Source organism: Methanobrevibacter smithii ATCC 35061 (assembly GCF_000016525.1).
Lineage (GTDB): Archaea > Methanobacteriota > Methanobacteria > Methanobacteriales > Methanobacteriaceae > Methanocatella > Methanocatella smithii.
Genome location: NC_009515.1, coordinates 53,064 through 76,888 on the forward strand (window position 1 = coordinate 53,064; position 23,825 = coordinate 76,888).

The 23,825-nt window shown below is 28.1% G+C and carries 21 protein-coding genes; 6 read left to right on the forward strand and 15 right to left on the reverse strand.

Annotated elements, in window-relative coordinates:
- Window positions 1–91: 91 nt before the first annotated feature.
- From MSM_RS00270 to MSM_RS00295, 6 genes are all read right to left on the reverse strand, one after another.
- Window positions 92–847: a hypothetical protein gene (locus tag MSM_RS00270; RefSeq protein WP_011953652.1), complete on the reverse strand. Its 756-nt coding sequence runs from the start codon at window positions 845–847 to the stop codon at window positions 92–94.
- Between the two features lie 360 nt (window positions 848–1,207).
- Window positions 1,208–5,725, reverse strand: a complete 4,518-nt coding sequence (locus MSM_RS00275; protein ID WP_011953653.1) for a UvrD-helicase domain-containing protein — start codon at window positions 5,723–5,725, stop codon at window positions 1,208–1,210.
- A gap of 93 nt (window positions 5,726–5,818) precedes the next feature.
- Window positions 5,819–6,358: a class I SAM-dependent methyltransferase gene (locus tag MSM_RS00280; protein WP_011953654.1), complete on the reverse strand. Its 540-nt coding sequence runs from the start codon at window positions 6,356–6,358 to the stop codon at window positions 5,819–5,821.
- Window positions 6,345–7,199: a pantoate kinase gene (locus MSM_RS00285; RefSeq protein ID WP_011953655.1), complete on the reverse strand. Its 855-nt coding sequence runs from the start codon at window positions 7,197–7,199 to the stop codon at window positions 6,345–6,347. The genes MSM_RS00280 and MSM_RS00285 overlap by 14 nt, the downstream gene beginning before the upstream one ends.
- A 26-nt stretch (window positions 7,200–7,225) precedes the next feature.
- Window positions 7,226–8,413 (reverse strand): ATP-binding protein, encoded by a 1,188-nt coding sequence (locus MSM_RS00290; protein WP_011953656.1) that lies wholly within the window; start codon window positions 8,411–8,413, stop codon window positions 7,226–7,228.
- A gap of 225 nt (window positions 8,414–8,638) precedes the next feature.
- Entirely contained in the window at window positions 8,639–9,145 is a 507-nt protein-coding gene (locus tag MSM_RS00295; RefSeq protein ID WP_004033947.1) for a flavodoxin, read from the reverse strand.
- Between the two features lie 143 nt (window positions 9,146–9,288).
- On the opposite strand from MSM_RS00295, the gene MSM_RS00300 reads away from it, so the two are divergent.
- Window positions 9,289–9,954 (forward strand): histidinol phosphate phosphatase domain-containing protein, encoded by a 666-nt coding sequence (locus MSM_RS00300; protein ID WP_019266115.1) that lies wholly within the window; start codon window positions 9,289–9,291, stop codon window positions 9,952–9,954.
- Window positions 9,951–10,418 (forward strand): DUF2115 family protein, encoded by a 468-nt coding sequence (locus MSM_RS00305; RefSeq protein ID WP_004035057.1) that lies wholly within the window; start codon window positions 9,951–9,953, stop codon window positions 10,416–10,418. The genes MSM_RS00300 and MSM_RS00305 overlap by 4 nt, the downstream gene beginning before the upstream one ends.
- 23 nt (window positions 10,419–10,441) lie before the next feature.
- Here the strand turns inward: MSM_RS00305 and MSM_RS00310 are convergent, their stop codons facing one another.
- Entirely contained in the window at window positions 10,442–11,113 is a 672-nt protein-coding gene (locus tag MSM_RS00310) for a 2,5-diamino-6-(ribosylamino)-4(3H)-pyrimidinone 5'-phosphate reductase (protein ID WP_004035055.1), read from the reverse strand.
- Between the two features lie 5 nt (window positions 11,114–11,118).
- Window positions 11,119–12,135 carry an MraY family glycosyltransferase gene (locus MSM_RS00315; RefSeq protein WP_004033951.1) on the reverse strand — a complete coding sequence of 339 codons (1,017 nt, stop codon included), beginning with the start codon at window positions 12,133–12,135 and terminating at the stop codon, window positions 11,119–11,121.
- Between the two features lie 277 nt (window positions 12,136–12,412).
- Here MSM_RS00315 and MSM_RS00320 point away from each other — a divergent pair, with 277 nt between their 5' ends.
- Complete coding sequence (locus MSM_RS00320) at window positions 12,413–13,288, forward strand: RpnC/YadD family protein (RefSeq protein ID WP_011953658.1); 876 nt, start codon at window positions 12,413–12,415, stop codon at window positions 13,286–13,288.
- A 399-nt stretch (window positions 13,289–13,687) separates the two neighbouring features.
- Here the strand turns inward: MSM_RS00320 and MSM_RS09370 are convergent, their stop codons facing one another.
- The 5 genes from MSM_RS09370 to MSM_RS00340 form a co-directional block, all read right to left on the reverse strand.
- Window positions 13,688–13,819: a hypothetical protein gene (locus tag MSM_RS09370; RefSeq protein WP_255359940.1), complete on the reverse strand. Its 132-nt coding sequence runs from the start codon at window positions 13,817–13,819 to the stop codon at window positions 13,688–13,690.
- A gap of 256 nt (window positions 13,820–14,075) precedes the next feature.
- Window positions 14,076–14,546, reverse strand: a complete 471-nt coding sequence (locus tag MSM_RS00325) for a hypothetical protein (protein WP_011953660.1) — start codon at window positions 14,544–14,546, stop codon at window positions 14,076–14,078.
- Window positions 14,547–14,551: 5 nt separating this feature from the next.
- The gene (locus tag MSM_RS00330; protein WP_011953661.1) at window positions 14,552–16,129 is read right to left on the reverse strand and encodes a DUF530 domain-containing protein; all 1,578 of its coding nucleotides are present in this window, start codon (window positions 16,127–16,129) and stop codon (window positions 14,552–14,554) included.
- A 24-nt stretch (window positions 16,130–16,153) separates the two neighbouring features.
- A complete protein-coding gene (gene metG, locus MSM_RS00335; protein ID WP_004033969.1) occupies window positions 16,154–18,136 on the reverse strand; it encodes a methionine--tRNA ligase in 1,983 nt (660 codons plus the stop codon).
- Between the two features lie 264 nt (window positions 18,137–18,400).
- Window positions 18,401–19,957 carry a hypothetical protein gene (locus MSM_RS00340; RefSeq protein WP_011953662.1) on the reverse strand — a complete coding sequence of 519 codons (1,557 nt, stop codon included), beginning with the start codon at window positions 19,955–19,957 and terminating at the stop codon, window positions 18,401–18,403.
- 129 nt (window positions 19,958–20,086) lie between these two features.
- Between MSM_RS00340 and priL the strand changes: the two genes are divergently transcribed.
- Complete coding sequence (gene priL / locus MSM_RS00345; RefSeq protein WP_011953663.1) at window positions 20,087–21,412, forward strand: DNA primase large subunit PriL; 1,326 nt, start codon at window positions 20,087–20,089, stop codon at window positions 21,410–21,412.
- On the opposite strand, the gene MSM_RS00350 is transcribed toward priL, so the two are convergent.
- The gene (locus MSM_RS00350; RefSeq protein WP_004033978.1) at window positions 21,409–21,927 is read right to left on the reverse strand and encodes a hypothetical protein; all 519 of its coding nucleotides are present in this window, start codon (window positions 21,925–21,927) and stop codon (window positions 21,409–21,411) included. The two genes, priL and MSM_RS00350, sit on opposite strands and share 4 nt — an antisense overlap.
- Before the next feature lie 101 nt (window positions 21,928–22,028).
- Between MSM_RS00350 and priS the strand changes: the two genes are divergently transcribed.
- Entirely contained in the window at window positions 22,029–23,003 is a 975-nt protein-coding gene (gene priS, locus MSM_RS00355; protein WP_011953664.1) for a DNA primase catalytic subunit PriS, read from the forward strand.
- A 5-nt stretch (window positions 23,004–23,008) separates the two neighbouring features.
- On the forward strand, window positions 23,009–23,266 hold the full coding sequence (locus MSM_RS00360) for a hypothetical protein (protein WP_004033982.1): 258 nt from the start codon (window positions 23,009–23,011) through the stop codon (window positions 23,264–23,266).
- Here the strand turns inward: MSM_RS00360 and MSM_RS00365 are convergent.
- Window positions 23,261–23,821, reverse strand: coding sequence for a nucleoside/nucleotide kinase family protein (locus MSM_RS00365; RefSeq protein WP_011953665.1), 561 nt, complete (start codon window positions 23,819–23,821; stop codon window positions 23,261–23,263). The two genes, MSM_RS00360 and MSM_RS00365, sit on opposite strands and share 6 nt — an antisense overlap.
- Between the last annotated feature and the right edge of the window lie 4 nt (window positions 23,822–23,825).

The following is a 23,825-nucleotide window of genomic DNA, read 5'->3' on the forward strand; positions in this document are numbered from 1 at the left end:
ATCATATAAAAAAAGCTAATTTTAGGTTAAAAATATAAAAAACATTAGTTAAAAAAAGTTAAAAAAGTATCAAATTAATGATACTTTCTATTTATTCTCTTTTAAATGATACACCAATAATAGAGAATAATGCTAATATAAGAATAGCTACTGGAATACCGGTTTTTGCTAAATCAGATGAAGAAGTAGTAGCTTGACTATCATTAAATACTACATCATCAGCACCATCACCAGTAACATGAACACTATTTGAATCAGGAGTATTCACAACTGTATCTTTTGAATTATCATCATTATCTACAGTAGTGTTTGTTGAATTATCTCCAGTGTCTACTGTAGTATTGGTTGTATTTGTATTGTTAACAGTTGTATTAGTTGAATTTGTAGTGTTAACAGTAGTATTTGTAGTATTAGTACCATTTACAGTAGTATTAGTTGAATTTGTAGTGTTAACAGTTACATTTGAGGAATTGGTAGTGTTAACAGTTACATTTGAGGAATTTGTAATATTTACAGTGACATTACTTTGATTTGTAATATTTACTGTACCATTAGTTCCATTAGTAACATTTAAAGTACCATTAGTAGTTACATTTGTTGTATTTCCAGTTGTTATATTAGTGGAATTTACATTATCAGTACTGTTTGATGAATTAGTAGTATTATTTACAGTACTTGCATTTTTATCAGTTACAACAGATTCATTTCCATGATCTGGAATAACTGGAGTATTATTATCATTATCGCTTATAATTGCATCATTTACAGCATCAATATCAACTGCACCTACAGTACTTAATGAAAGTAAAGCTACAATTAAAGCAGTTATTAAATATTTCATATTCATTTTTTAAAATCTCCTAAAAATTAAAATACACATAAAGTATACATGATTTATATTAGTCAAAATAATATATAAAGATTATGGTTAATTTATTTTAAAATTATCAAAGTGTAATCAGATAAATCTTTAAAAAATTTTTATACAAACACCCCATTAACAATATAAATAGCATATAATATCCAAACTAATATTTTAAAAGAAATAAAGCAAAATAAATGAAAAAATATTCAAAGTTAAACACAATATAAATAAAAGTTAAAAATAATATATGCAACTATGAAGATGATATTAATTCATTCAATGAAGATTACAATTTCTACAAAGCCAAAAAAATAAAAAGAAATCCAAATTAATGAATTTCCTTTAATTTACATAATCTATTCCACAAATTCTTTTAAACGCACATTTATTACAATGTTGATCTTTTTGACGAGGATATTTATTTTCATCAATATTCTTTGCCACAGTATCCATTTCTTGCATAATCTCATTAATCTTATCATAATCCACAGGAATGCCCACTAATTTCCTTGATTTAATTGCATAAACTTTTAGTTCACTAATTTCTTTATTTTTCCATTCCTCTAATGATTTTAAAACACCAACATAAACATACAACTGTTTTTTATGCCATTTCATATATTTAGCTTCAGAACTAGTATATTTATAATCCAATAAACCAATTTTACCATCATCAGTTTCATATATTAAATCAATAGCTCCGGTTATACCATAATCTTTATTTTTTACATTAAATTGAACTTCAGAATCAATTACTTTTATTTTATTTCCAAATGTATGATAATAATGAATAACATTATCAACAATATCATCTAATTTATCTGTTTTTAATTTCTGTTTTCTATCATAAGCAATGTTGGGATTTGTGTAGAACAAGTTTTCAACAATGTTTTTAACCTCATCATCACCCAAATATTCACCAGTAGCTTTTATGCGTTTATTAATTACTTCTAAAGCTTTATGAATTACTTTACCATAAGTAATTTGAGTTTTATCAGAAATTTTAAAATGAAAATGATTTAATAATTTGTTTCTAAACGGACATTGAAGATATGATTTTAAAGAAGTGAAACTTAACTCTAATAATTCCTCTTCAAAATCTGGTTTTTTACAAACGGTTTTTGGAATTTCAATTTCTTTTGCTTGAAGAGACATAGCATAATTCTTATTTATAAGTAAATCTTCAACTAAAGAAGAACCTTTATAAGTAATTTCATTTTCTTTATCTGATGGAGGAACAAGTGAAGATAAAACTAAAATGTCTTGAGCTCTTGTCATTGCAACATAAATTATCCTATTTTCTTCTTCTTCATGAATTAAAACTTCTTCTGACTCATTTTCAAAATCTTTATATTTTAAAAACTCATATGGAGTAAAAAAAGCAGGTTTTCCATGAATATAACCATTATCAGGATTTGGACTTATAAATTTAGATGGGAATTTTTTATCAGAAAATGAAGCTACAATAACAACTGGAAACTCCAATCCTTTAGCTTTATGAACAGTCATTAATTGAACACCATTAGGATCCACATTTGAAGATCCATAATCCTCAATATTAGTATATAAAAACCAAAAAGCACCACGAATAGCTTTATTATAATACATTTGCTCATAATTATATAATGTATTTGATATAAAAGCTAAATTACTAATTTCATCTTGATTATTAGGATTATTGATGAAATCTGCATTAAAATAATCATTTATCTCTAATAATCGCATATAAATTTCCAAAATAGTTAATTTGTTTTTATATTCAATATCTTCAGATAAAATATTTTCACGAATTTCAAATAATTTATCAAAAAAAGCCAAATCATCTTTATTCTTAATTCCCCACTTTTCTAAGTTTTGAACATTTAAATAAGGAAAACTGACTTTATTTACAATATCTTTTAATATTTCTTGACCATTTTCAAATTCAGGTTTATTATATTTTTTAAATACTCCACCAAAACTTCTAACTCTACTTTTTTTACCAGTGACTTCAATACTCACATCTTTTTCAGCTGCAACAACATCATTTTCATACTGTTCCTGAATATTAAAAAGAATTTCTTTTGTTTCATCAGACAAATTACAGAGCTTCATTTTAAAATCAGTGTCAGTAAATGCCTTTAAGTTAAGCCATTTCTTTTCCCAGGAGTTCATTATATGATGATCTTTATCTTCTGAAATAACATAATAAATCAATGTTAAAATAGATTTAATTTCATCTTTATCCAGTAAATCTTTATTTCCTTTAATAGCATAAGGAATATTATTTTCATTAAGTAAATTCATTAATGGTTTAATACAATTACCATTACTAGTAACAGACCTTGTTAAAACAGCTATTTCATTATAATTATCAATTTTACCAGTTTCTTTTAAATATTTAATAAATTCGCAGATATTTTCTGCTTCATTATCTTTATCTTCATTAGAAATATAATAAATCGGGAAATCAATGTCCCTATTACCTTTTAAATCCTTTTCAGAATGAACATCTCTTTGAGGTTTAATAAGTGCTTCAGACACATCAATTATCTGATTAGTTGAACGATAATTTGTATTTAAACTTATTCTTTTAACATCATATTCATTAGATAACTGTTCAAAGTAATTGTCATAAGAACCTCTAAAACCATAAATACTTTGATCAATATCTCCTACAAAAGTAGCACTATCACAATTTTTCATTAAAATTTTAAAAATTTCCATTTGAATAGGATCAGTATCCTGGAATTCATCAATTAAAATATTTTTAAAAACAGAATCTGGATTTTCTCTAAGATATTCCAGTGCTTTTAGTTGCATATGACCAAAATCAATAACATTTTCTTTTTCCATTAATTCTTTATAAATTGGATAAGATTTAGCTACTTGTAAATACAAGGCATTGTAATAAGATTGTTTAAATTCCTTATTTTCCTTAACTTCCATTTTAGGAAATTTACCTTCATTTTCTTCCATATATTGTTCTACAAAATCAATGTAATCTTGACTAATTGGATAATTATCTTGAATATATTTTATAAGATTTTGTGAATCAACACCAAAAGTACAATATTCCTCATATTTATTAATAATGTTTTTAGCATCCCTTTTAGAAGCATAAGCTATTCCAGTGAATCCTAACTCTTCAAGATGTTTTCTAACAAACATATTAATTTTTTCACCTAAATCATCACCAATAATACTTAAATTAACATACCCTGCTTTTTCTAAAATTTTAGCACAAAAACCATGAATAGTAGATATCTGCATTTTTTGAACATCTAATTCTGATATATTATCTGTTTCTTCACTTAATCTTGTTTTTAATTCATTAGCTGCTTTTTTTGTAAAAGTAATAACAAGTAAACTTTCAGGATCAATACCTTTATTATTTAAAAGATATTTTACCCTTTCAATTAAAACTGTAGTTTTACCAGAACCTGGGCCTGCTTCAATTAAAAGAGGTTTTTTACCATCATACATAACAGCTGCTTCTTGATCTTCATTTAATTTTTTAGGTTTTATTTTTTGTTTTTTAGGTTTAGATGGAACAAATTTAGGTTGATTTTCAATTAAAATTTCTTCAGGAGGATTGTAAATTTCACTAATTTCTATATTATGAGTTTTTGCAAATTCTTTAATTGCTAAATCAATATGCTTTTTTAAATCACTTTTAGGAACATAATCCTTAATAATTAAATTTTCAAGCTCTTTATTACTTTTATCCGATGTTTGCTCGTTAATACTATTTAATTTAGATTCAAAATCTTTTCTCATTAATTCATTTTCCTCATTAATAATTAACATCATTTTTTCTAAATTAAGTTTATCCTCATCTGATTCTTTTTTTAAATTTTCAATTTCATTAGAAACTATCTTATAAATTTCATCTTTTGGAGCATAATTATCTGTAACAAACTTGCTTAAATCAGCATTAGAATATTCCATTGTTAAATTGTCAATTTTATCTTCAAGATTTTTTCTTGAAGAATCATATTTTTTTGAAAGATTAAGTAGTTCTTTTTTAAAATTAGCTTTATCTTCACTAGATTGTATCATAGCCAAATTCACAGCATCATTAACTATTTTACCGACATCTTCTTTAGAATAATAATTATCTGCAATAAAATTTACCAATTCTTCTTTATTATTTTCAGAATAATTGATTTTAAGATCATTAAATTTAGATTCAAAACCTCTTTTTAATTCTTCGTTTTCTTTTGAAAGATTAAGTATTTTATTTTCAAGACTAGCTTTATCTTCACTAGATTGTATCATAGCCAAATTCACAGCATCATTAACTATTTTACCGACATCCTCCTTAAGAATATAATTATCTTCAACAAGATTAACTACCTCTTCTTTTTTACGATTTATTTGTTCCATCTTAAATTCTAACATATTCAACAATTTATTTTCAAATTTTTCTATGTCTTCTTTAGATACTTGACTTTCTTTTTCAATCTGGGTTAAAATATTTGTATCAAAATCAGAATTATGAATAATTTCATTATTATAATCCTCCATAAACCATACAGATATATTAAATATAACTTTTAAAAAAGCTAATGCCACTCTTTCATTTGACGAAGAATCACTATGTCTATCATCATTACGGTATTTTCTTGCTTTTTGAAGCAATTTCTCTGATTTGGAATCAATGACTTTCTTATTTTTTAAATCAATTATTTTTTCAACATATGTTTCTTTAGGATGAATTCTGGCATTTTCAAGTAATATATTTAAAATTCTTTCAAAAAATTTAGAACCTGAATTAATAGCTCCATTAGGGTCTTGTTTAACTTTTTTTTCCATGTCATGAGCCCAATCAAATAAATCAGGATAGTCTTCTTTTAAAAATTCAAAATTTGTTGGCATACTGCACCTATAAATAACCTATTTAAAAAATCAAGTAAAAATTTACTTATTAATCAATAAATATACTTTTGTTAATAAATTATTTATAATTAGCTATTTTTTCCTTAAAGAAGGTGTCCATAATTCAAATTCTTTAATTTGAGGAGGAATTCCTTCATCAATGTAAGATTCCAGATGGCCTTCATGAGATTTAAAATCCTTGCAGCTTACACTAGCTGAATTACAAAAATCAACTAATCCTTTATTTCTAATTATTGAATGAACTGGTTTGAATGTTGATGACCAAATGTAAAATACTTTAAAAACAGTGTCAGGATGATATCCTCCACCTAAATCAACAGATAAAACATCACACTTTTGAGTTAACCTAAAAGCTTCCAGAAGAATCTCATGGCGTCTTACATCACCAGATATAAATGTTAAATTGGAATAATCATCAGCAAGTTTTTCCATTTTCCCTACAGCTTCAGGACTATTATCAATAGCTATTATTTTTACATTGTCAAATTTATCCAAAATTAGTTTTGTAGTGTTTCCTACATGACATCCCAACTCAATAATGGTATTTCCGTCATCAGCTATATTAAATAGCTCTTTTCTATATTCCTTTATATTATAGCTAATGTTTATCATATTTTATACCAATATTATCCAGTTCATATATATTTAAGCCTTCAATATCCATGTTTTTAAAAACATCTCTATTAGATGCAAAGGCAAATACAGTATTTCCAAGCATTGCCATTGAAGAACCTAAAATATCATCCAAAGAATTAAAATAATCAATAAGTTCACTTACTTCATCAGACATCAGATTTGTCTTTTCTGAAAATTCAAAAGAAAAGTCTAAAAAATTCCCAATTGACGGATTTTCTACAAATCTGTTTTTTAACTCCAAACCTGCATCTGAAATTATTTTTTTATATTCTGGATTCTGAATAACAGATGCAGTGTCAATTTCACCAAATGTTTTAGTAGCTATTATGATTTCTTCATCAGGAAAAGATTTTATTTCACCAATCCCCGGAGCTCCAGCCTTTGTTCTTAAAACTATGCCTTTACCCATTTGAGCTATTACATCACCTAACCCGGAACCTAAATTAATTTCTGCCCTGTGAGCTATCTGACCGCATTCCTCTAAAGTATATCCTAAACTGAAAAATTCATTTAAAGCAATAGCCAGACCTAATGCAGATGCAGCTGATGTTCCAAATCCCGCTCCAATTGGAAGCTGAATATCCTGAGTGATTTTAACCGGTTTTTCAATCTTTAAAATCTTCAAAACTTCATTAATAACTGTATAATCTCCCTGATTAACTTCAATTTCCAAAGTATCACAAGAAGAAATATCTGTTAAAACACCTCTGTTTACTAAAAAACCAGCTCCACAGGACCCATTTTTTAAAGGATTTGCATTATTTTCAATGCTAAAAAAACCGGTAATGTGACCCGGAACAAAAACTGAAATATCCATACTATAAAATTACTTTTTAATATTATTTAAATCTCATTACCTGTTAAAAAATTTATAATATTAAGATGTTTAACTCCCATATAAGACATATCAAAATCATCTAATGAAAGAACATATTTTGGATAATTGTCATTTACCTTTAAAAGTGGATCAAATTCTCTTTTATGAATTTCTTCATTAGCTAGAATATAAGTTACCTGAATATAAATTTTTTCAGAACCTTTTCTGCAAATAAAATCAATTTCTTTAGTATTGTATTTACCAATATTAACTTCATATCCTCTTCTAAGTAACTCAAAATAAACAATATTTTCTAAAGACTGACCTATATCCAAATCTTTTTTTAAAATAGATTCTCTAAAACCTAAATCCACAACATAATATTTCTCCAAATGATTTAATATTTTTTTACCAATTAAATCCTCTCTTTTCACCTTATATATCAAACAAGCCTCTTCAAGATAAGAAATATAATTATAAACAGTATTTACAGAAACATTTATCCTATCTTTTTTAAGATATTTAACAATACTATTAGCTGAAACCAACTGACCTATATTTGATACTAAAAAATGAGTTAATCTAATTAACAAATCAACATTTTTAATATCAAACCTTTTTACAATATCATTAAATACAATTGAATCAAATAAGTCCTTTAAATATTGGATTTTATTATTCAATTCAAATGATGCTGGAAATCCCCCAAATGTTAAATATTCCATGAATAATTCTTTTTCGGACAAATTAGAATCTTTGTTGTATTCCAAATATTCAACAAATGAAAAAGGAAATATTTTAATATTAATATAACGTCCTGTCAAATATGTTGCAAATTCACCACTTAATAATTTAGAATTTGATCCTGTAACATAAACATCAAAATTATCTAATGAAAAATATGCATTTACAAGTCTTTGCCAACCTTCAATTCTTTGAATTTCATCAAAAAACAAGTAATATTTATCTGTTTTATTAGATTTGCTTTTTATATATTCATTTAAGTCATTTATTGTTGAATAACTAAGAAAGTCTGGTGATTCTAAATCAATGAAAATAATATTTTCCTCTTTTATTCCATTATTTTTTAAATGATTAACAACCTGTTGTAACAATACAGATTTGCCAGAACGCCTAACTCCTGTTAAAATCTTAATAATATCCTTATCAATTAAATCAATTATTTGATTTAAATAATGTTCTCTTTTAATCATATTTTACCACCATTTCTAATAAAAAAAATATTACCTATAGAAAAAATATTTAATTAAATGAAATTTTTTCTTTGTACTGAAAAAATTATTAAAAAATTTCTTTTTTTTCATTAGACAATATAAATTTTATAATTAAAAGTAGTATTTTAAAATATTTAAAATTATTTAAATTATAAAAAAATATTACATAAAACAGCAATAAATAAAAAAAAACTTTAAAAAAAATTATAAATTATCATTAATCCAACATTTGACTTTGTCTTTTGAACCTAAAACATCACTGCCCTTAATTTCAAGACCATTTCTAATATCTGCACCTTTACATAGCTTTTTTAATTGTTTTTTAGATTTTCCAAAACCGGAACCCTCATGAGTAACAAAAGGTTTTACAACTTTACCTTTAAAATCCAATTTATCTAACTGAGATTCAAAAACAATCGGCATTTTTCCCCACCAAATGGGAAATCCTATATAAACCCCTTCGTAATCCCCAACATCTTCAAGGGTTTCCTTTAATACTCTGCCATTTTTCTCATTTTTAGTTACTTCAGTACATTCCATATAATCTTCAGGATAGGGAATTTCCGGTTCTACCTTAAAAACATCCCCATTAGTTATCTCTTTAATATAATCTGCAACTACTTCAGTGTTTCCTTTTTCAACTACTTTCAAATCACCTTCATAATAATTTTCACCTGCACGTGAAAAATATAAAATCAAATCTCCAGACATAAATATCTCCTTATTATCTAAATATAATTTATATAAAAAACCGTTATTAAGTATATTCCATTTTAAAAAAAATAATGGGCAATATTTATTTATTATATTTGATATAACTCAATAATATAACAATTATACTGGGGAGAAAAACTTTGAATAAAAGAATAGATTTACATATGCACAGTTTATTTAGTGACGGAGAATTATTGCCTTCAGAATTGGCCCGAAGAGCTGCTAATTTAAATCACGAAGTTATAGCTATTACCGACCATGTTGATTACTCCAATGTTGAGCAGATACCTCAAATACAAAAAGCTATTGACGATATTAATGCCAATTGGAACATCAAGGTTGTTTTAGGTGCTGAAGTAACTCATGTACCTACAGAATCTATTGACGGAGTAGCTAAAAAAGCAAAAGATTTAGGTGCACAAATTGTTGTTGTTCATGGTGAAACATTAAATGAACCTGTAATTGAAGGAACCAATTATGCGGCAGTCAACAGTGAATATGTAGACATTCTAGGCCATCCCGGTTTGATTACCTATGAAGAAGCTCAAATTGCAAAAGAAAATGGAATCTATCTGGAAATAAGTGCAAGAAGTGGCCATTGTCTTGGAAACGGTCATGTAGCCAACATAGCCAGTGAAGTAGGTAATAAATTACTTGTAAATACAGATACCCATTCACCGGATAATCTAATTACCTTTGAAAAATCTTATGAAATAGCTCTTGGGGCAGGATTAAGTAAAAAAGAAGCTATGGCTGCTATTGTTGATAATCCTCGGGAATTACTTAAATCTAAAGGGATTTTATGAAAGCATCAAAATTACTTAATGAAATAAGAGAAAACCTAAAGGATTATCCAATTGATTATCTGAAAAACAAGGTAACTGATGATAGATACAAAGATCCCCTTACCAAATCACTGGCCAAATATAATTCTGGAGTTTATGATGAAATCTATGAAAAAGAGCTTGAAAATGATTTCAAAATAAACGATGGAGTCGTTCAAAAAATAAAAGGAGACATTAACTTTTATTTTGACAAATATGCTCCAAACGACAATGAAACTAAAGAATTTACAAAATACATTTCACTGTATCTGGCACTAATAGTTAAAAAACCTCTGCATCCTTATGGAAATGACCCTAAAAAGGATGAGGTTTACATGAAAAATAACAGCTATTACTGTAAAGGAAGAGCAAAATTTATAAAAGACCAGAAATCTCTCTGCAGATATTGCATTTGCAAAAATCCGCCATTTGCATTTATGTTTTAAAAAAATAGCATAAGTGAAAAAAATCACTTATTCAAAACTTTATACTGCAATATTAAGTCATCACCTAATTTAAATGAATCAAAAAGCTCCAGTCTTACCCCTTCATCCATTGTGTCAAATCCTTCACCGTCAAATAATGTATGTGAATCCTTACCCCCAACAACAAAAGGAGCGACACAAATTCTTATTTCATCAATTAAACCCTCTTTAATCATTGAAAAGTTTAGAGTTGAACCACCCTCAAGCATCAGTGTTTTAATACCGCTTTCATAAAGATAATTCATTAAATCTTTTAGGTCAACTCTTTTATCCCCGCTGAAAAAGAAGTCAATTCCCCTTTTAGTAAAATTGGCATATCTGTCACTTACAATAAATTCAAGTTTATAGTCATTAGCTCCCGCTATTATGGTTTTTGCATCCTTATTTGTTATGCGTGCAGCTATTGGAGTTCTGCATTTGCTGTCTACCACCACACGAACAGGATTGTCTTCAGGATTTGCATCTATTTTATGAACCGTTAATCTGGGATTATCTGCAATAACCGTATTGATCCCAACCATTATTCCATCAACTTCACGTCTAAGTTCATGAACTCTTTTCAAATCTTTTTCACCTGAAATATTGGAACTGCCAGTTTTAGTGGCTATTTTTCCGTCCAGTGTCATAGCTGCATTTAAAATAACATACGGTTTCATTCAAATCATCCTAACTGATAAAAGAATTCCTTAATCTGCATGAAATTAGCCAATGTCTGGTTTTGAAGCACATCAGGCATTACTATTGCAACAATTATACCGATTAATCCGCAAACAATTCCAATAGCCCAAATTATTTTAACTGCCTGCTTTTCAGGAATCGGTTTTCGCAGTACAAGCCTGATTAAAGATTTGAATCCGACTTCAGGCCTTACCAGATTTCCATTTTCATCTACCTGAGTCGGTTTGAACTGTTGCCTTTCCATAACTCCTGCACTGTAAAATTTAAGGGCTGCATCAATAATGTTAGGCAAAAGCACAATCAAAGCAATTAATTTTACACGACCTATAAAAGCTATTGAAACAATTGTTGCCCCTATAATTAAAGTTCCAGTATCTCCAGGGAAAATCTTTGCAGGATATTTGTTAAAGTACAGGAAAGCTATTAAAGCTCCAAGCATACTCATACTGATAATTGTAACATCATATTTTCCCAAAATAATACAGGATATTGTTAAAGAGGTAAGTGCAATTATTCCAAGCCCTGATTCAATTCCATTTAAACCTGCCAGCATATTGGTTAAATTGGATCCGATTGAAATAGCTATCGGAATACAAATAAGATATACAATTCCAACATTTGGAGGTGCTGCCCATATTAAAGGAATACCTGCCAAAAACAATAGGAACAGCTTTTCTTTTGATGAAAGCACAAGCAAATCATCAGCAATACCTATAATCCCTACAAGAAGAATTACAATTAAAACAATGCATAACGGAAATGTAAGAATGTCATGCATACATATTCCTGAAAAAATACCTATTATAAATCCAAATAGGATACCAAATCCACCCATTTCAGCCACAATCGGCTTCCATGATTTATGCAGGTCCTTACCTACAATATCTGCCTTTTCTAATTTTCTAATAATTCTAGGCATTGATAATCTTGTTACTAAAAAAGATAAAATACCACAAATTATTGCTATTGCGTACAACGGAAGTTGTGGGAATAACATCATAATAATCACTTTATAAATATTTTTATCACTTATAGAATAATAAATTTATGATAAAACTAGCTAAAGTTCACTATTCCAACTAAATCTATTTAAAATAAATCATATACATTTCCCAAAATAATTTAACATCACTATTTCCATATTACAATTATAATATTTATTTACCTTTAAAATTTTATATTAAGACCTAAAAATTGTTATTTTTAAAAACTAACTATTTTAAATACTAGATAGTTCATAATACGGGATATAACTAATAAAAATAAGAGGTGAAAAAATGGTTCATCAAAGTGAAGATCAATTATTCAAGTATGCTACAAAAGAAGATGGGTTTGGATTATTGAAACTTCTTAAAGAATCAAATGCAAATATAAAAGAAATAGACTTTAAATCCGAAAATTTAACATATAATCCTACAGAATTAGTAGAATTAGGTCCTAAAATATACAAAACAGACATGATACTGGAATTAGATCATTTAATTGTATTAACTGAATTCCAGTCAACAATTGTAAAAACAATAGATGAAAAACGATACAGGTTATACACTGCCCTTGTAGATTATGCAAAAAGAAACAATAAACCACTAATACTAATAGTCATCAGTACTGCTGAGAAAACAAAAATAAAACAGTACAAAATAAATAAAGACTGTGTTTTTACAATTCCAATAGTATCACTAAAAGACTTTGATGGTGATAAAATTATAAATAATATAGAAAATAAAATAAAAAATAATCAAAAAATAACCCGACATGAAATGCTAAATTTAGCTTTAGCTCCATTTATGAGCTCAAAAAAACCATTAGACAAACAAATAGAAAAAACCGTGAAAACACTAGATGAAGTAAGAAAATCAATGAAATGCAGCAGTGATTTTGTATTTGGAATAGAATTATTAATAGTGGAAAAATTCATCAAAAATGAAAGACAGCACAAAAAATTAACAAACATACTGAGGGATACCATGAAAATAATAGATGAATGGAGACAAGAAGACTACGAAAACGGAAAACAAGAAGGAAAAGAAGAAGAAAAAATAAATACCGCAAAAAATATGCTAAAAGAAAATTACACCATAAAACAAATAGCAACAATAACTCAATTAAACATTGAATCAATTAAACAAATAAAAGCAGAATTTGGAAAATAAAATAAAAAACTTTTAAAACCAAAAAATAACACAACAAAACTAATTTAAAAGGAGATCTTATTCTCCTAAAACTTTTTTTAATAACTAAAAAAAACCTATTAGTAATACTTTACCAAATTTACACCAGAAAATATTCGTTCACCAGACTTTCGCAGAATATTATTAAATCAACAATTTTTCTTTAAATAAATCTATTAATTCGTTTAAATTTTTATATACTGATTTATATCTATAAACATTGTAATATTCTTTGTACTCATCAGTATTTATGCAATTTCAGAAAGACATAAATGTTTTTCAATTTTATTATTAAATTTCTCTATGAATTACTATATCTCATCATATTCATCGCGAAAAAAATTCAGACTCTCAAAATAATTTTATATACTTATGAATCACTTAATCAAAATCATCACTGTCATCAAAGTCATTCCCCCAATCCAGACTATCTGATAAGTCAGATCCACATTCATCACATATTGCTCTTGATGAATCATTCAGATGGCCACAAACATTACATGTAATCATCATAATACCTCCATTAAATTAGTTTAAAAACTATTTCAGGATATTTATCTATTAAAATAACTGTGAACTAATCAATTAAATAACCTTTCATTTCCCCATAATTATCAAAATATAAAATAATCATAACTGATATTTATAATATTATATATGGAAGAACAAGTTTATATTTATTAAGTTATTGTTGTCCTATTGATTTTAAGATAATTTAAACATTATTTATCTTCATCAAGTCCTTTCCGATTATTAAAAAATAAAATAGCTATTTATTATTTAAAATATAATAAACTGTTCTAAGAGGAATATCTAATTTTGAAGCTATATCCTTTGGTTTTAAACCTTCTTCTTTTAAAGATTTGACTTCCTCATGATCATGTTTTTTAGAATAATTACTGAATTTAATTCCCTGTTTATTTTTTCTAAGGAGATAATAAACTTTATTTTGAGAAATATCCAATAAACCTGCAATCTCCTTTGCCTTTTTACCTTTTTTAACTAAATCCAATACATCTTTTTCCAATGATGAGTATTTAGATTTAGCTCCCCAGTTATACTTTTTAGAAACAGTAATATCAAGCTGGTCCAAAGCATCAATATAATTCTTGGAAATCCTATTAAAAATACTGGGACAACAGGTAATCTCTTCCAGATTGGGATATTCTTCAATTAAATCCAAAATAGTTGAAGAAGTTAATCCTTTTGTTATATGTACAGAAGTAACATCCTCATCCATAAACATCACTTCTTAATTAAATCTAAAAATTTCTTGGATTTTGCACTTTTCGGTTTTCTGATATGATTAATATTTTTAAGTTCCTTTTTAATTTTAGAATCATTAATATTTAATACATTTCCAATAGTTTCTATTTCTATATTACCATGTTCATGTATTAAACCAGCACCTAAAGCAGGATAGTTAAATAAAATATTTGAGTTTTTGGACTGTTTTTCAAACTTGAATTTTTCATATAAAATAAGATCCATATCTGGAATTGAAATTATTTTTAAGTCTGTAAACTCATTTAAAACCTTGATAACCTTTTTAAAAGTAGTCTGGAACACTTTACGTTGTTGACGATCAAGTTCTGCTCTAATATATGGAAATGGACCATTGCTAATCTTACGGTTATTGTGTGATGTTGTTAAGTAATATCTGAAAATATCCCACATCATTAAAGTAGGAGCCATATTTTCAAATATGGTTTTTTCAATATTTTCCCTTATTTTTAAATCTCTTTTTAAAGAACGGTTGTAATTACCGAATTTATCAATGAAATGAAGCTTTTCAAATTCTTCTGTAATCTTTGACTGTCTCCAGGATTCTAACTCTCCAATATCATATTCTTCGATAAATCCTGGAATTTCATTTTCATATTTATATCTGATAGCATCATATTTATTAATTCTTTTAAAATCAGACAGTTTCCTTTTTAAAATAGAATCTTTAATGCTGGAAATAATGTCTTCACTATATTTAACATAACTGATAGCCAGTGCATTTCTGACATATTTATCATCAATAATAGCAGGTTTGGTTCTGTGGAATCTTAAAACTTCAATTCTGACATCTTTTCCGTATCTGTTTCTAACCTCTTCCTCATAATTACTGATATATTCTGAATCCAGAGTTACATTCTTACGAATCCAACGTCCATTTTCATCTCTAAAACGGATAACTAAAGAAATAGTTTTTACAAGACCTTTACGTTCTTGTTTAAGAATATTTAATACTTTTTTAAATGAATTTCTTCCATAACCTGACAATTCACTCATCAACACCAAATAATTGCCGGACAAAGGCAAATATGGAATAATTTCCAATCTGTAGGTTGCATCCTTATTTATTTTAAAAGAGAAGTTTTCATGACCGCAGCTGCATTTTTCACCTTTAAGTCTGAACTCGCTGAGGGAATATTTTTTATAACATGAATCACATTTAAGATAACCGCATTGTTCCAAATGTCCAATTGCAATTTTATGAGCATCAATAGCTGATTTTACTCTGTCCAGAACATTTTTTTTAGCATTAGCTTTCATTCTAAACATCTGATTATGTCTACTGTTTTCACTCATTTCCTCAAGTGAAACTTCAGCTATTGCTTTTGTACCATATTTATTTAAGGATGTAAAAGGAGTGGTGTATCCCTGTGCATCCATACTCTCTTTTAATTCCTGTAAACTGTTTAATCTGTCATCTAGTTTATAGTATAATCTTTTGAAATTTTCAAACTCTTCAATATTATCCAATCTAATACTGTCATTTGAAATCTCTTTGAGATATTTTTCAGCCTTTGCAACTAGAGCAGATTCTTCCATTAAAATCACTGAATTAAATTAAGATTATTGTATTCTTTCACCGACTTCACATTCGTCTGGAGATAATAATGCTGCACTTTCTCCAGTTGCAAGAATCATTCCTTCAGATAAGGTTCCGAATAATTTTGCAGGTTGCAAGTTAACAACAACAGCCACTTTTCTGTCAATTAATTCTTCAGGAGCATACTGTTTTGCAAGACCTGCTACAATTTGTCTTGTTTCATCTCCAATATCCACCTGTAATTTTAATAATTTATCGGATTTTTCTATTTTTTCAGCTTCTTTTACCTGTCCAATTTTAATAACTACTTTGTCAAAATCATCAATACTAATTAAATCACTCATATTTTCATCCTCACTTTCTTTTAAGTTTTTCTGCAATTCTTCTTTTTGCTTGTTAATTACATCATCTTCAATTTTTGTAAATAACGGTTTAGCTTTATTTATTTTGTGTCCTTCAGCTAATGGGACTTTAGCATCTTTCCACTCATCAGGAGTGGTCAGATTAATAATTTTAGCTATAGCATCAGCTTTATTTGGAATATAAGGTTTAAGTACATAAGCCAATGTTTTAGCTAGTTGATTTGATAAATATAAACAGTTGGCTGCTTTTTGCATATCTTCTTTAACAGCTTTCCATGGTTCCTGATCATTGAAATATTTATTACCAATTTTAGCTACCCTATAAATCTCAAGCAAACCGTCTCTAAATTCAAAATCTGAAATATATTCTCCAACAGTATCAGGAAGTTTTTCAATGATTTCTTTGAATTTGTTATCTTCTGCAGAGGGATTTTTATATTCAGGTATTTCACCGTCAAAGAATTTATGGGTAAATGTAAAAGTTCTATGTAAAAAGTTACCTATAACATCTGCCAATTCATCATTGTTTCTTCTCTGGAAATCATCCCATGAGAAATCAGTATCTTTGTTTAAAGGTGCATTTATAGTTAAGTAATATCTAAGTAAATCAGGGTCAAATTTATCAACAAAATCTGCTATCCAAACAACCCAATTTTTACTGGTGGACATTTTTTCTCCTTCCAAAGATAAAAATTCTCCAGCATATATGTTATCAGGCAATTTACATCCGTATGCCTTAAGAAGACCTGGCCAAAAGATGGAATGATGGTAAATAATATCCTTACCAATGAAATGGATTGCAGTATCATTCCAATAATCTTCCCATTTAATGCCAGTTTCCCTTGACCATTGTGCAGCTGATGAGATATAACCCAAAAATGCTTCAACCCAAACATAAAGTACTTTGCCTTTAGCTTCATCAAGAGGTAAAGGTATTCCCCAATCCATATCTCTTGTTAAAACCCAGTCATTTAATCCTTCTTTAAGCCAATTTTTAGCATAATTTCTAACATTGGCAGGAAGATTTTCATTATTATCAATATAATCTTTCAAATCATCTTCAAACTCGCTTAACTTAAAGAAGTACTGATAAGTATCCTTAATAACAGGAGTGGAACCGCAGGTTAAACATTTAGGTTCATCAAGTTCAGTAGGTTCCAAAGCCCTTCCGCATTTTTCACAATGGTCACCGCGTGCTTCAGATCCGCAAACAGGACATATACCTTCAACATAACGGTCAGGTAAAAACTTATTACACTTTTCACAGTACAGCTGCTGAATATCCTTTTTATAAATTAACCCCTTATTATATAATTCTAAAAAGAAATTCTGAGCAATTTCATAATGTAAATCATCAGTGGTTCTTGTAAAGTTATCCAGGGAAATATTCATTGACTCTACATCACGAACAATCATGTCATGATATCTTTTAGCAATTTCAATCGGTTTTTTGTTTTCTTTATCCGCTTTAACAGCAATTGGAGTACCGTGTTCATCAGTAGCACAAACTAACAGAACATCATTATCAATCATACGATTATATCTTGCATAAATATCAGCAGGCAAGTAAGTAGAACGAATATGACCTAAATGACAGGGTCCATTTGCATAAGGAAGCGCACATGAAATAAAAATTTTAGACATTAATTTTTCTCCTAACTTTTTTAAGCATTAATAATTATGTCATTCATATAATATAAAATTAATATATGCGAAGTTAATTAAGAAATATTTTAAAACAAAATGATTTAAAAGATAATTTAAATCCAAATATTGAATTTCCAAATTAGCTATTTTAAAATAAATTCAAATATCCCAAAATCGTTAAAAATGAAAATAGAAAAATGATAAATAACCTCAGGTCAGATATTAAAAATCAGTTATATCTGTTTAACAGTATCATTTTCTTTATTTTTTAAGCGTATCATCCAGAATAGCTACAGCTTTAGATTTGGCATATTTATCTGTTTTTTTAACACCAATCATTTTAGAAAATCCCGGAAAATCCAAATCGGCCTCATCACTAAACCAGACTTTTCTTAAAAAGTACCATGAATGACCTTCATCATCTACAAAACACCATTGATTCATAGTTTTGGGATTGATGTTTTTGAGATATTTAGTTAAAGCTTTTTTATTTGACATATAATCAAAAAACGGACATATTTTCATGGTTTTGGATAAATCCTTAAATTTGTCCCTAACTTTATCTTTATTGAATTTCCATATTCCGCTATCAGTAATTTGACCAAATCCATCATTTACATTAAAAATGGAACTGAAATATTCTTCAACATACTTACATGGGAATTCAGCAGGATTTGAATCTCCGTATCTGCAACAGTAATCCCTAGACAATCCGTTATTTTCTTTTTCCAGAGCACATGAAAATACGTCACAGACCTCATCAAGGATTACTTCTTCCCCGTCAAGCTTAATTAAGATATTTTCATTATTTAAATTGTCTATTTCATTTTTCAGATGTTCAAAATCATTAATCATTAATTTATCTGATTTAAAGTTCTCTTTACCATTTTCATCCAGGTTAAATAACTCCAGTTTAATTTTATTTTCTTTAAATCTGTTTACAAATCTGGACAATGAGTTATTGGATTTATTGAAAGCAAATATTTCAACATTAAAGCCTAAATTCAATAAAAAATCAATCCATAGCACTTCCAAATCATCAAAGTGTTTTTTAGATTCATTCCACATGAAAACAAAAAGTATATCTTCCCCATTGAAAGCTAAAAACGGATTAAAAGAGTTGAAACTTTCCTTATTTAAATTCATTCTGTTGATAATTGACAGCAGTTGGTCTTTGGAAAATTTGGAAAATATGGAGTTTACCACATCCATTGCAGAAAACTTTACCTTGATACCGTGTTTTTCCAATTCCTTATCAATGAATTTAAAAAACTTATTACCGAAATATCTCTCGAACATGATAAAATAATCATACCTTTTTCTTTCATCATAATGGGCTTTAAGATATTTGAAACCGTGGGAATGCAGAAAAGATTTTCTAACCTTTTTATTTTGTTTATCGAAAAAGACTTCCATAAAATTTTCAAACAGGCTCAACTCTTTTACATTTATCATATTGAACAAAGCATGCTCATTAAGATTTGATTGAACAGTGATTATCTTAGAAAATGTGTCAATTCTTTCGGAAATATCTTTTATATCACATGACAGAGGAATCTTATCTTCATAAAACTGAGAAGGAATATTCTTAAAATCACTTTTGGAAAATTCGCTGCCAGTTATATCCTCCCAAAAAATACAATCAAATAGACTTTTCCAAAAAGAACTATTTAAAAAAGTATAATAACCAGAATAAGTATAATAATCAGTTAAAACCTGAACATCATTTTTAATGTCGCCATCAACATCATAAGCCTCATAAACTTCATTATAATCACATTCAAATGATTGAAATGTTATATTTCCTTTACATACCATGTATACTACCCTTAAAAATCTTAATTATTATTTTAATAAACCGTAATATTAACAGTTTTCTATTAAAAAAGCAAAAATGACCTTAAAAATAAGATAATTTTTTAAAACATGAAATAAAATATAAAAAACATGGTTGAAGTTTCATTTATTAATCCATTGTCCAATGAAGGAAGACAAATTGTTAAAGAGTACGGAGACTTAAATAAACTCTTTGATGAAGATGAAACACTTGTAAATGAAATAATGCATACTGCAAATCAGAAAATATCCGACGATTCCTTAATTCCTAAATCCTATAAAGATTTAGCTATAAAAAGAATACAATGGGCAATTGAGAAAAAAAATAATAAAAATTACACTCAAAGTGAATTTGAATACCTGTTAAATAGCAGTTTATACAGACAGGATGTTGTAACATTCCACATCCTATGTCAGGCTATAGCTATTCAGTTTAATGTAACTTCAAGAGAAACCCGACTTTTTATTGAATCCCAGGGAAAAATAATTGAAGAAAGACTGGCTAAAATTCCGCCAGGAAGCAGAAGCGAAATCATTGACGACATCTTAAGAGACATCAAAACCGACGGATTCATTAAATGGAAAGCCCTGAAAGATGTAATAGCCTCTAAAAGATTATCATTAACTGATTTGTTAATCAATAATGGGAATATTATTTTAGAAGAAGATGAATTTTTGGAAGAGTATTCTGATGAGTTTACAGATAGAAACCCTGACAGAATGTATAATATACTGGTCGGAAATAATATTAAAGAACTGATTCTTTCCAGACTTATTATGCAAAAAACAGAAGAATACATTAAAAGAATCAAAGAAATGTCATCCAGAATTGAACTCCACCCTGCCATTACTGAAATCGGAGAGGAACTAAAAGAGTTCATTCCTGAAGAAATCAGCAAATACAATACTTTCTATGCAGGCAGCGGAGGTATTTACGGTACAGTTAAAGGTGGAAAATTACTTAGAGAAGCATTTCCACCATGTATTAGAAATACCATTGAAGGAGTCTCATCCGGTGGACGTAACGACGCTATTGTACTATTATTAACTTCATTTGCATCATATGCAAGACTATATCCGAGAATCTTTGCAAGTGATGAAAGTGTTAAAGTATCAGATATGGATCCCGATTTATCAATAACAGAAAATGAAATCCTGCCTCTGATTTATGAAGCCGCAGATAACTGTTCACCACCGTTATTTGATGACCAGCCTCAAGAAAAAATCAATATCATATCAAAGTTGGGTTTTGGTATGCACAGTGAAGTTGACATCAATCATGAAGGAGAAACCAAATGGTATACTCCAATGAGCTGTGAAAAAATTAAAATTCATTTACCCCAGTTATGTAAACCTGACAGCTCATGTAAAGGAATTAATAACCCCCTATCATGTTACGGACGTAAAAAATATCAAATTGATAATAAAAAAGATTAAAAATCATTATCCATCTGTTTAAACGGATTATAATCATCCATAATAACATCATAATATTTATTTAAAATCTTTGATTCCCATTGATTGTAGTTGCTCTGTTCATTTTTTTCAAATTTATAAGCTAAAAGACCAATTTTACGTTCATTTTCATCAATACCCTTTTTTTGACAAAAATCAGAAACAATATCCGGAGTGTATTCACAGACTTCATCATCTTTAAATTCCAGGTATTCCTCATACTCCTGAGGTGAAAAAAGCTCTTCAACTTCAATCGGGTCTTCTTCCCAATCAATTGAATACAATTCTATATAAACAGTGTCAACAAGAGGTAACTGATTTAATTCTATCCCTAAACCATATATTTTCCCATTTTCAAGGTTTAAAATAGTATGTCCTGTTCTTTGGCAAGGATACCATTCTTTATAAGCATGTTTAACAATATCTTCAGGGGTTAAAGTAGATAAAACTGTTTTTAAGTGTTCAACACCAATTACTTCTCTTACTTCTTCATTCATAATATGAATTATAGTTAAATTTATTATATAATACTGTGCATTTGCACACCATAACTATTATTAAATACTTTAAAATAATAATCATAATATATCTGATTATTATGTTTTCTAAAGCTACACTTAAAGAAAGAAGGCAGTATTACCGTGAGGAATGGTCCACTAAAGACATGCCTGACTTTATTCTTAAAGATTTAAAGAAAAGGGAATTCGGTTTTGACCATAATGGAAAGGGACCAAATGACCGGTATAAAGTATTTAGAGGAAGCGAGTCCTTAAAGAAATTTTTAAGATATAAAGCTCCTTTTGCAGCTTATATCTCTGTAGCTTTTTATAATAATCCAAGAAGACGAGAAGATTGGCAGAAAGCAGAATATATTTTTGATGTTGATGCTAAAGATATTCCAATTAGAAGTTGCCAGTGCGACGGTGTGTGTGAAGTTTGTTTAGGACAGGCTTTAGAAATTGTTAATTCATTAATTGATACACTGCAGGATGATTTAGGCTTAAATAATATTCACTTAGTTTACTCAGGAAGAGGATATCATATCAGAATTCTTGATGAAGAAATGATGACCTCTGGAAGTGAATTAAGATCAGAAGTTTTAAAATATGTGGCAGGTGCAGAAGTTCCAAAATCCAACTTTTTCAATCCAGACATATCAAATAAAAGCTTTAATTTTGAGCATTTCAGCATTCCTGTCGGATACTCCAAAATTTTTACTGATAAATTAAAATATAATATTCAACATTTAGTAGGAAATGAAGAATTAGATGAAATTAATCCTAAGCTAATGAAGGACATCATAAAATATAGGCATCATCTGGATAATGACAACTGGGGATATTTTAAAAGAGATATCGGTCCTAGAAGATATAAAAATTTAACAGAAGCTATGGCAAGAGTTAATTTGTCCACTATTGATGCTAAAGTATCTATCGATTTAAAAAGAATATTAAGGCTTCCGTCATCACTTCACTCCAAAGTAAGTATGAAATGTATGGAAGTTAAAAACAGAGAAACATTTGACCCTCTGCAGGAAGCTGTTCCCAAATTTGTTGAAGAAAGAGGAGAGTAAGTTTTATGGACAATGTGTTAAAAGATATTTTTCGTAAAAATCCGTATTTTAAGGAAATGAATGAAAATAGTTTTATACCGCAATACAGCGAACTGATAATTAATGGAGTAGTACTTCATAAAGTAAATTGGATTACATTTATAGACAAAGAGCTTTTATTTATGAATGAAGATGCTCAAAATATCCCAATCAGTTCAATTAACTTAGAAAACCTTAATTCCATAATGATTCACACCAATGAAGGAATAAAAGAAGTTTTATAGTTTTTCTTTTATTTCATCATTAACTTTAGCTATGCTGTTATCTGCATCTATAATATTCCAGTCGTAAGTAACTTTTTTTGATTTGATTCTGGCTTTTTCAAGCTCTTCCATATTTTCAAACATTTCAGTTTCTTCGCTACGATTATCAATTCTTTTTAAAGATTCTTCAGGACTTACATCCAGGAAAAACATATACTCTGATGTTGGAAGAACAAATGAAACAAATTTATAAATAATTATATTAATAACATTTGGAAGATAAACAACAGACATAATATATCTTGAAAAGATTAAAACATCAATATTATCATTATTATAATATTTTCTAATTGATCTGATTGCATCCAATCCAAAATAAACAGTAGCTTTTAAATGGTTAATTTTACCAGTTTTTAAAAGTGCCTCTTTTGATTTTATACCATATTTATTATCCATAGACGGATGTGAACGTACAACAACATTTTTTCCCTGTTTTTCATACATTTCAGCAAGCAGTTTAACCTGTGTGTCTTTTCCGGAACCATCCAAACCATCTATAACAATGAACTTGTCCATTAAA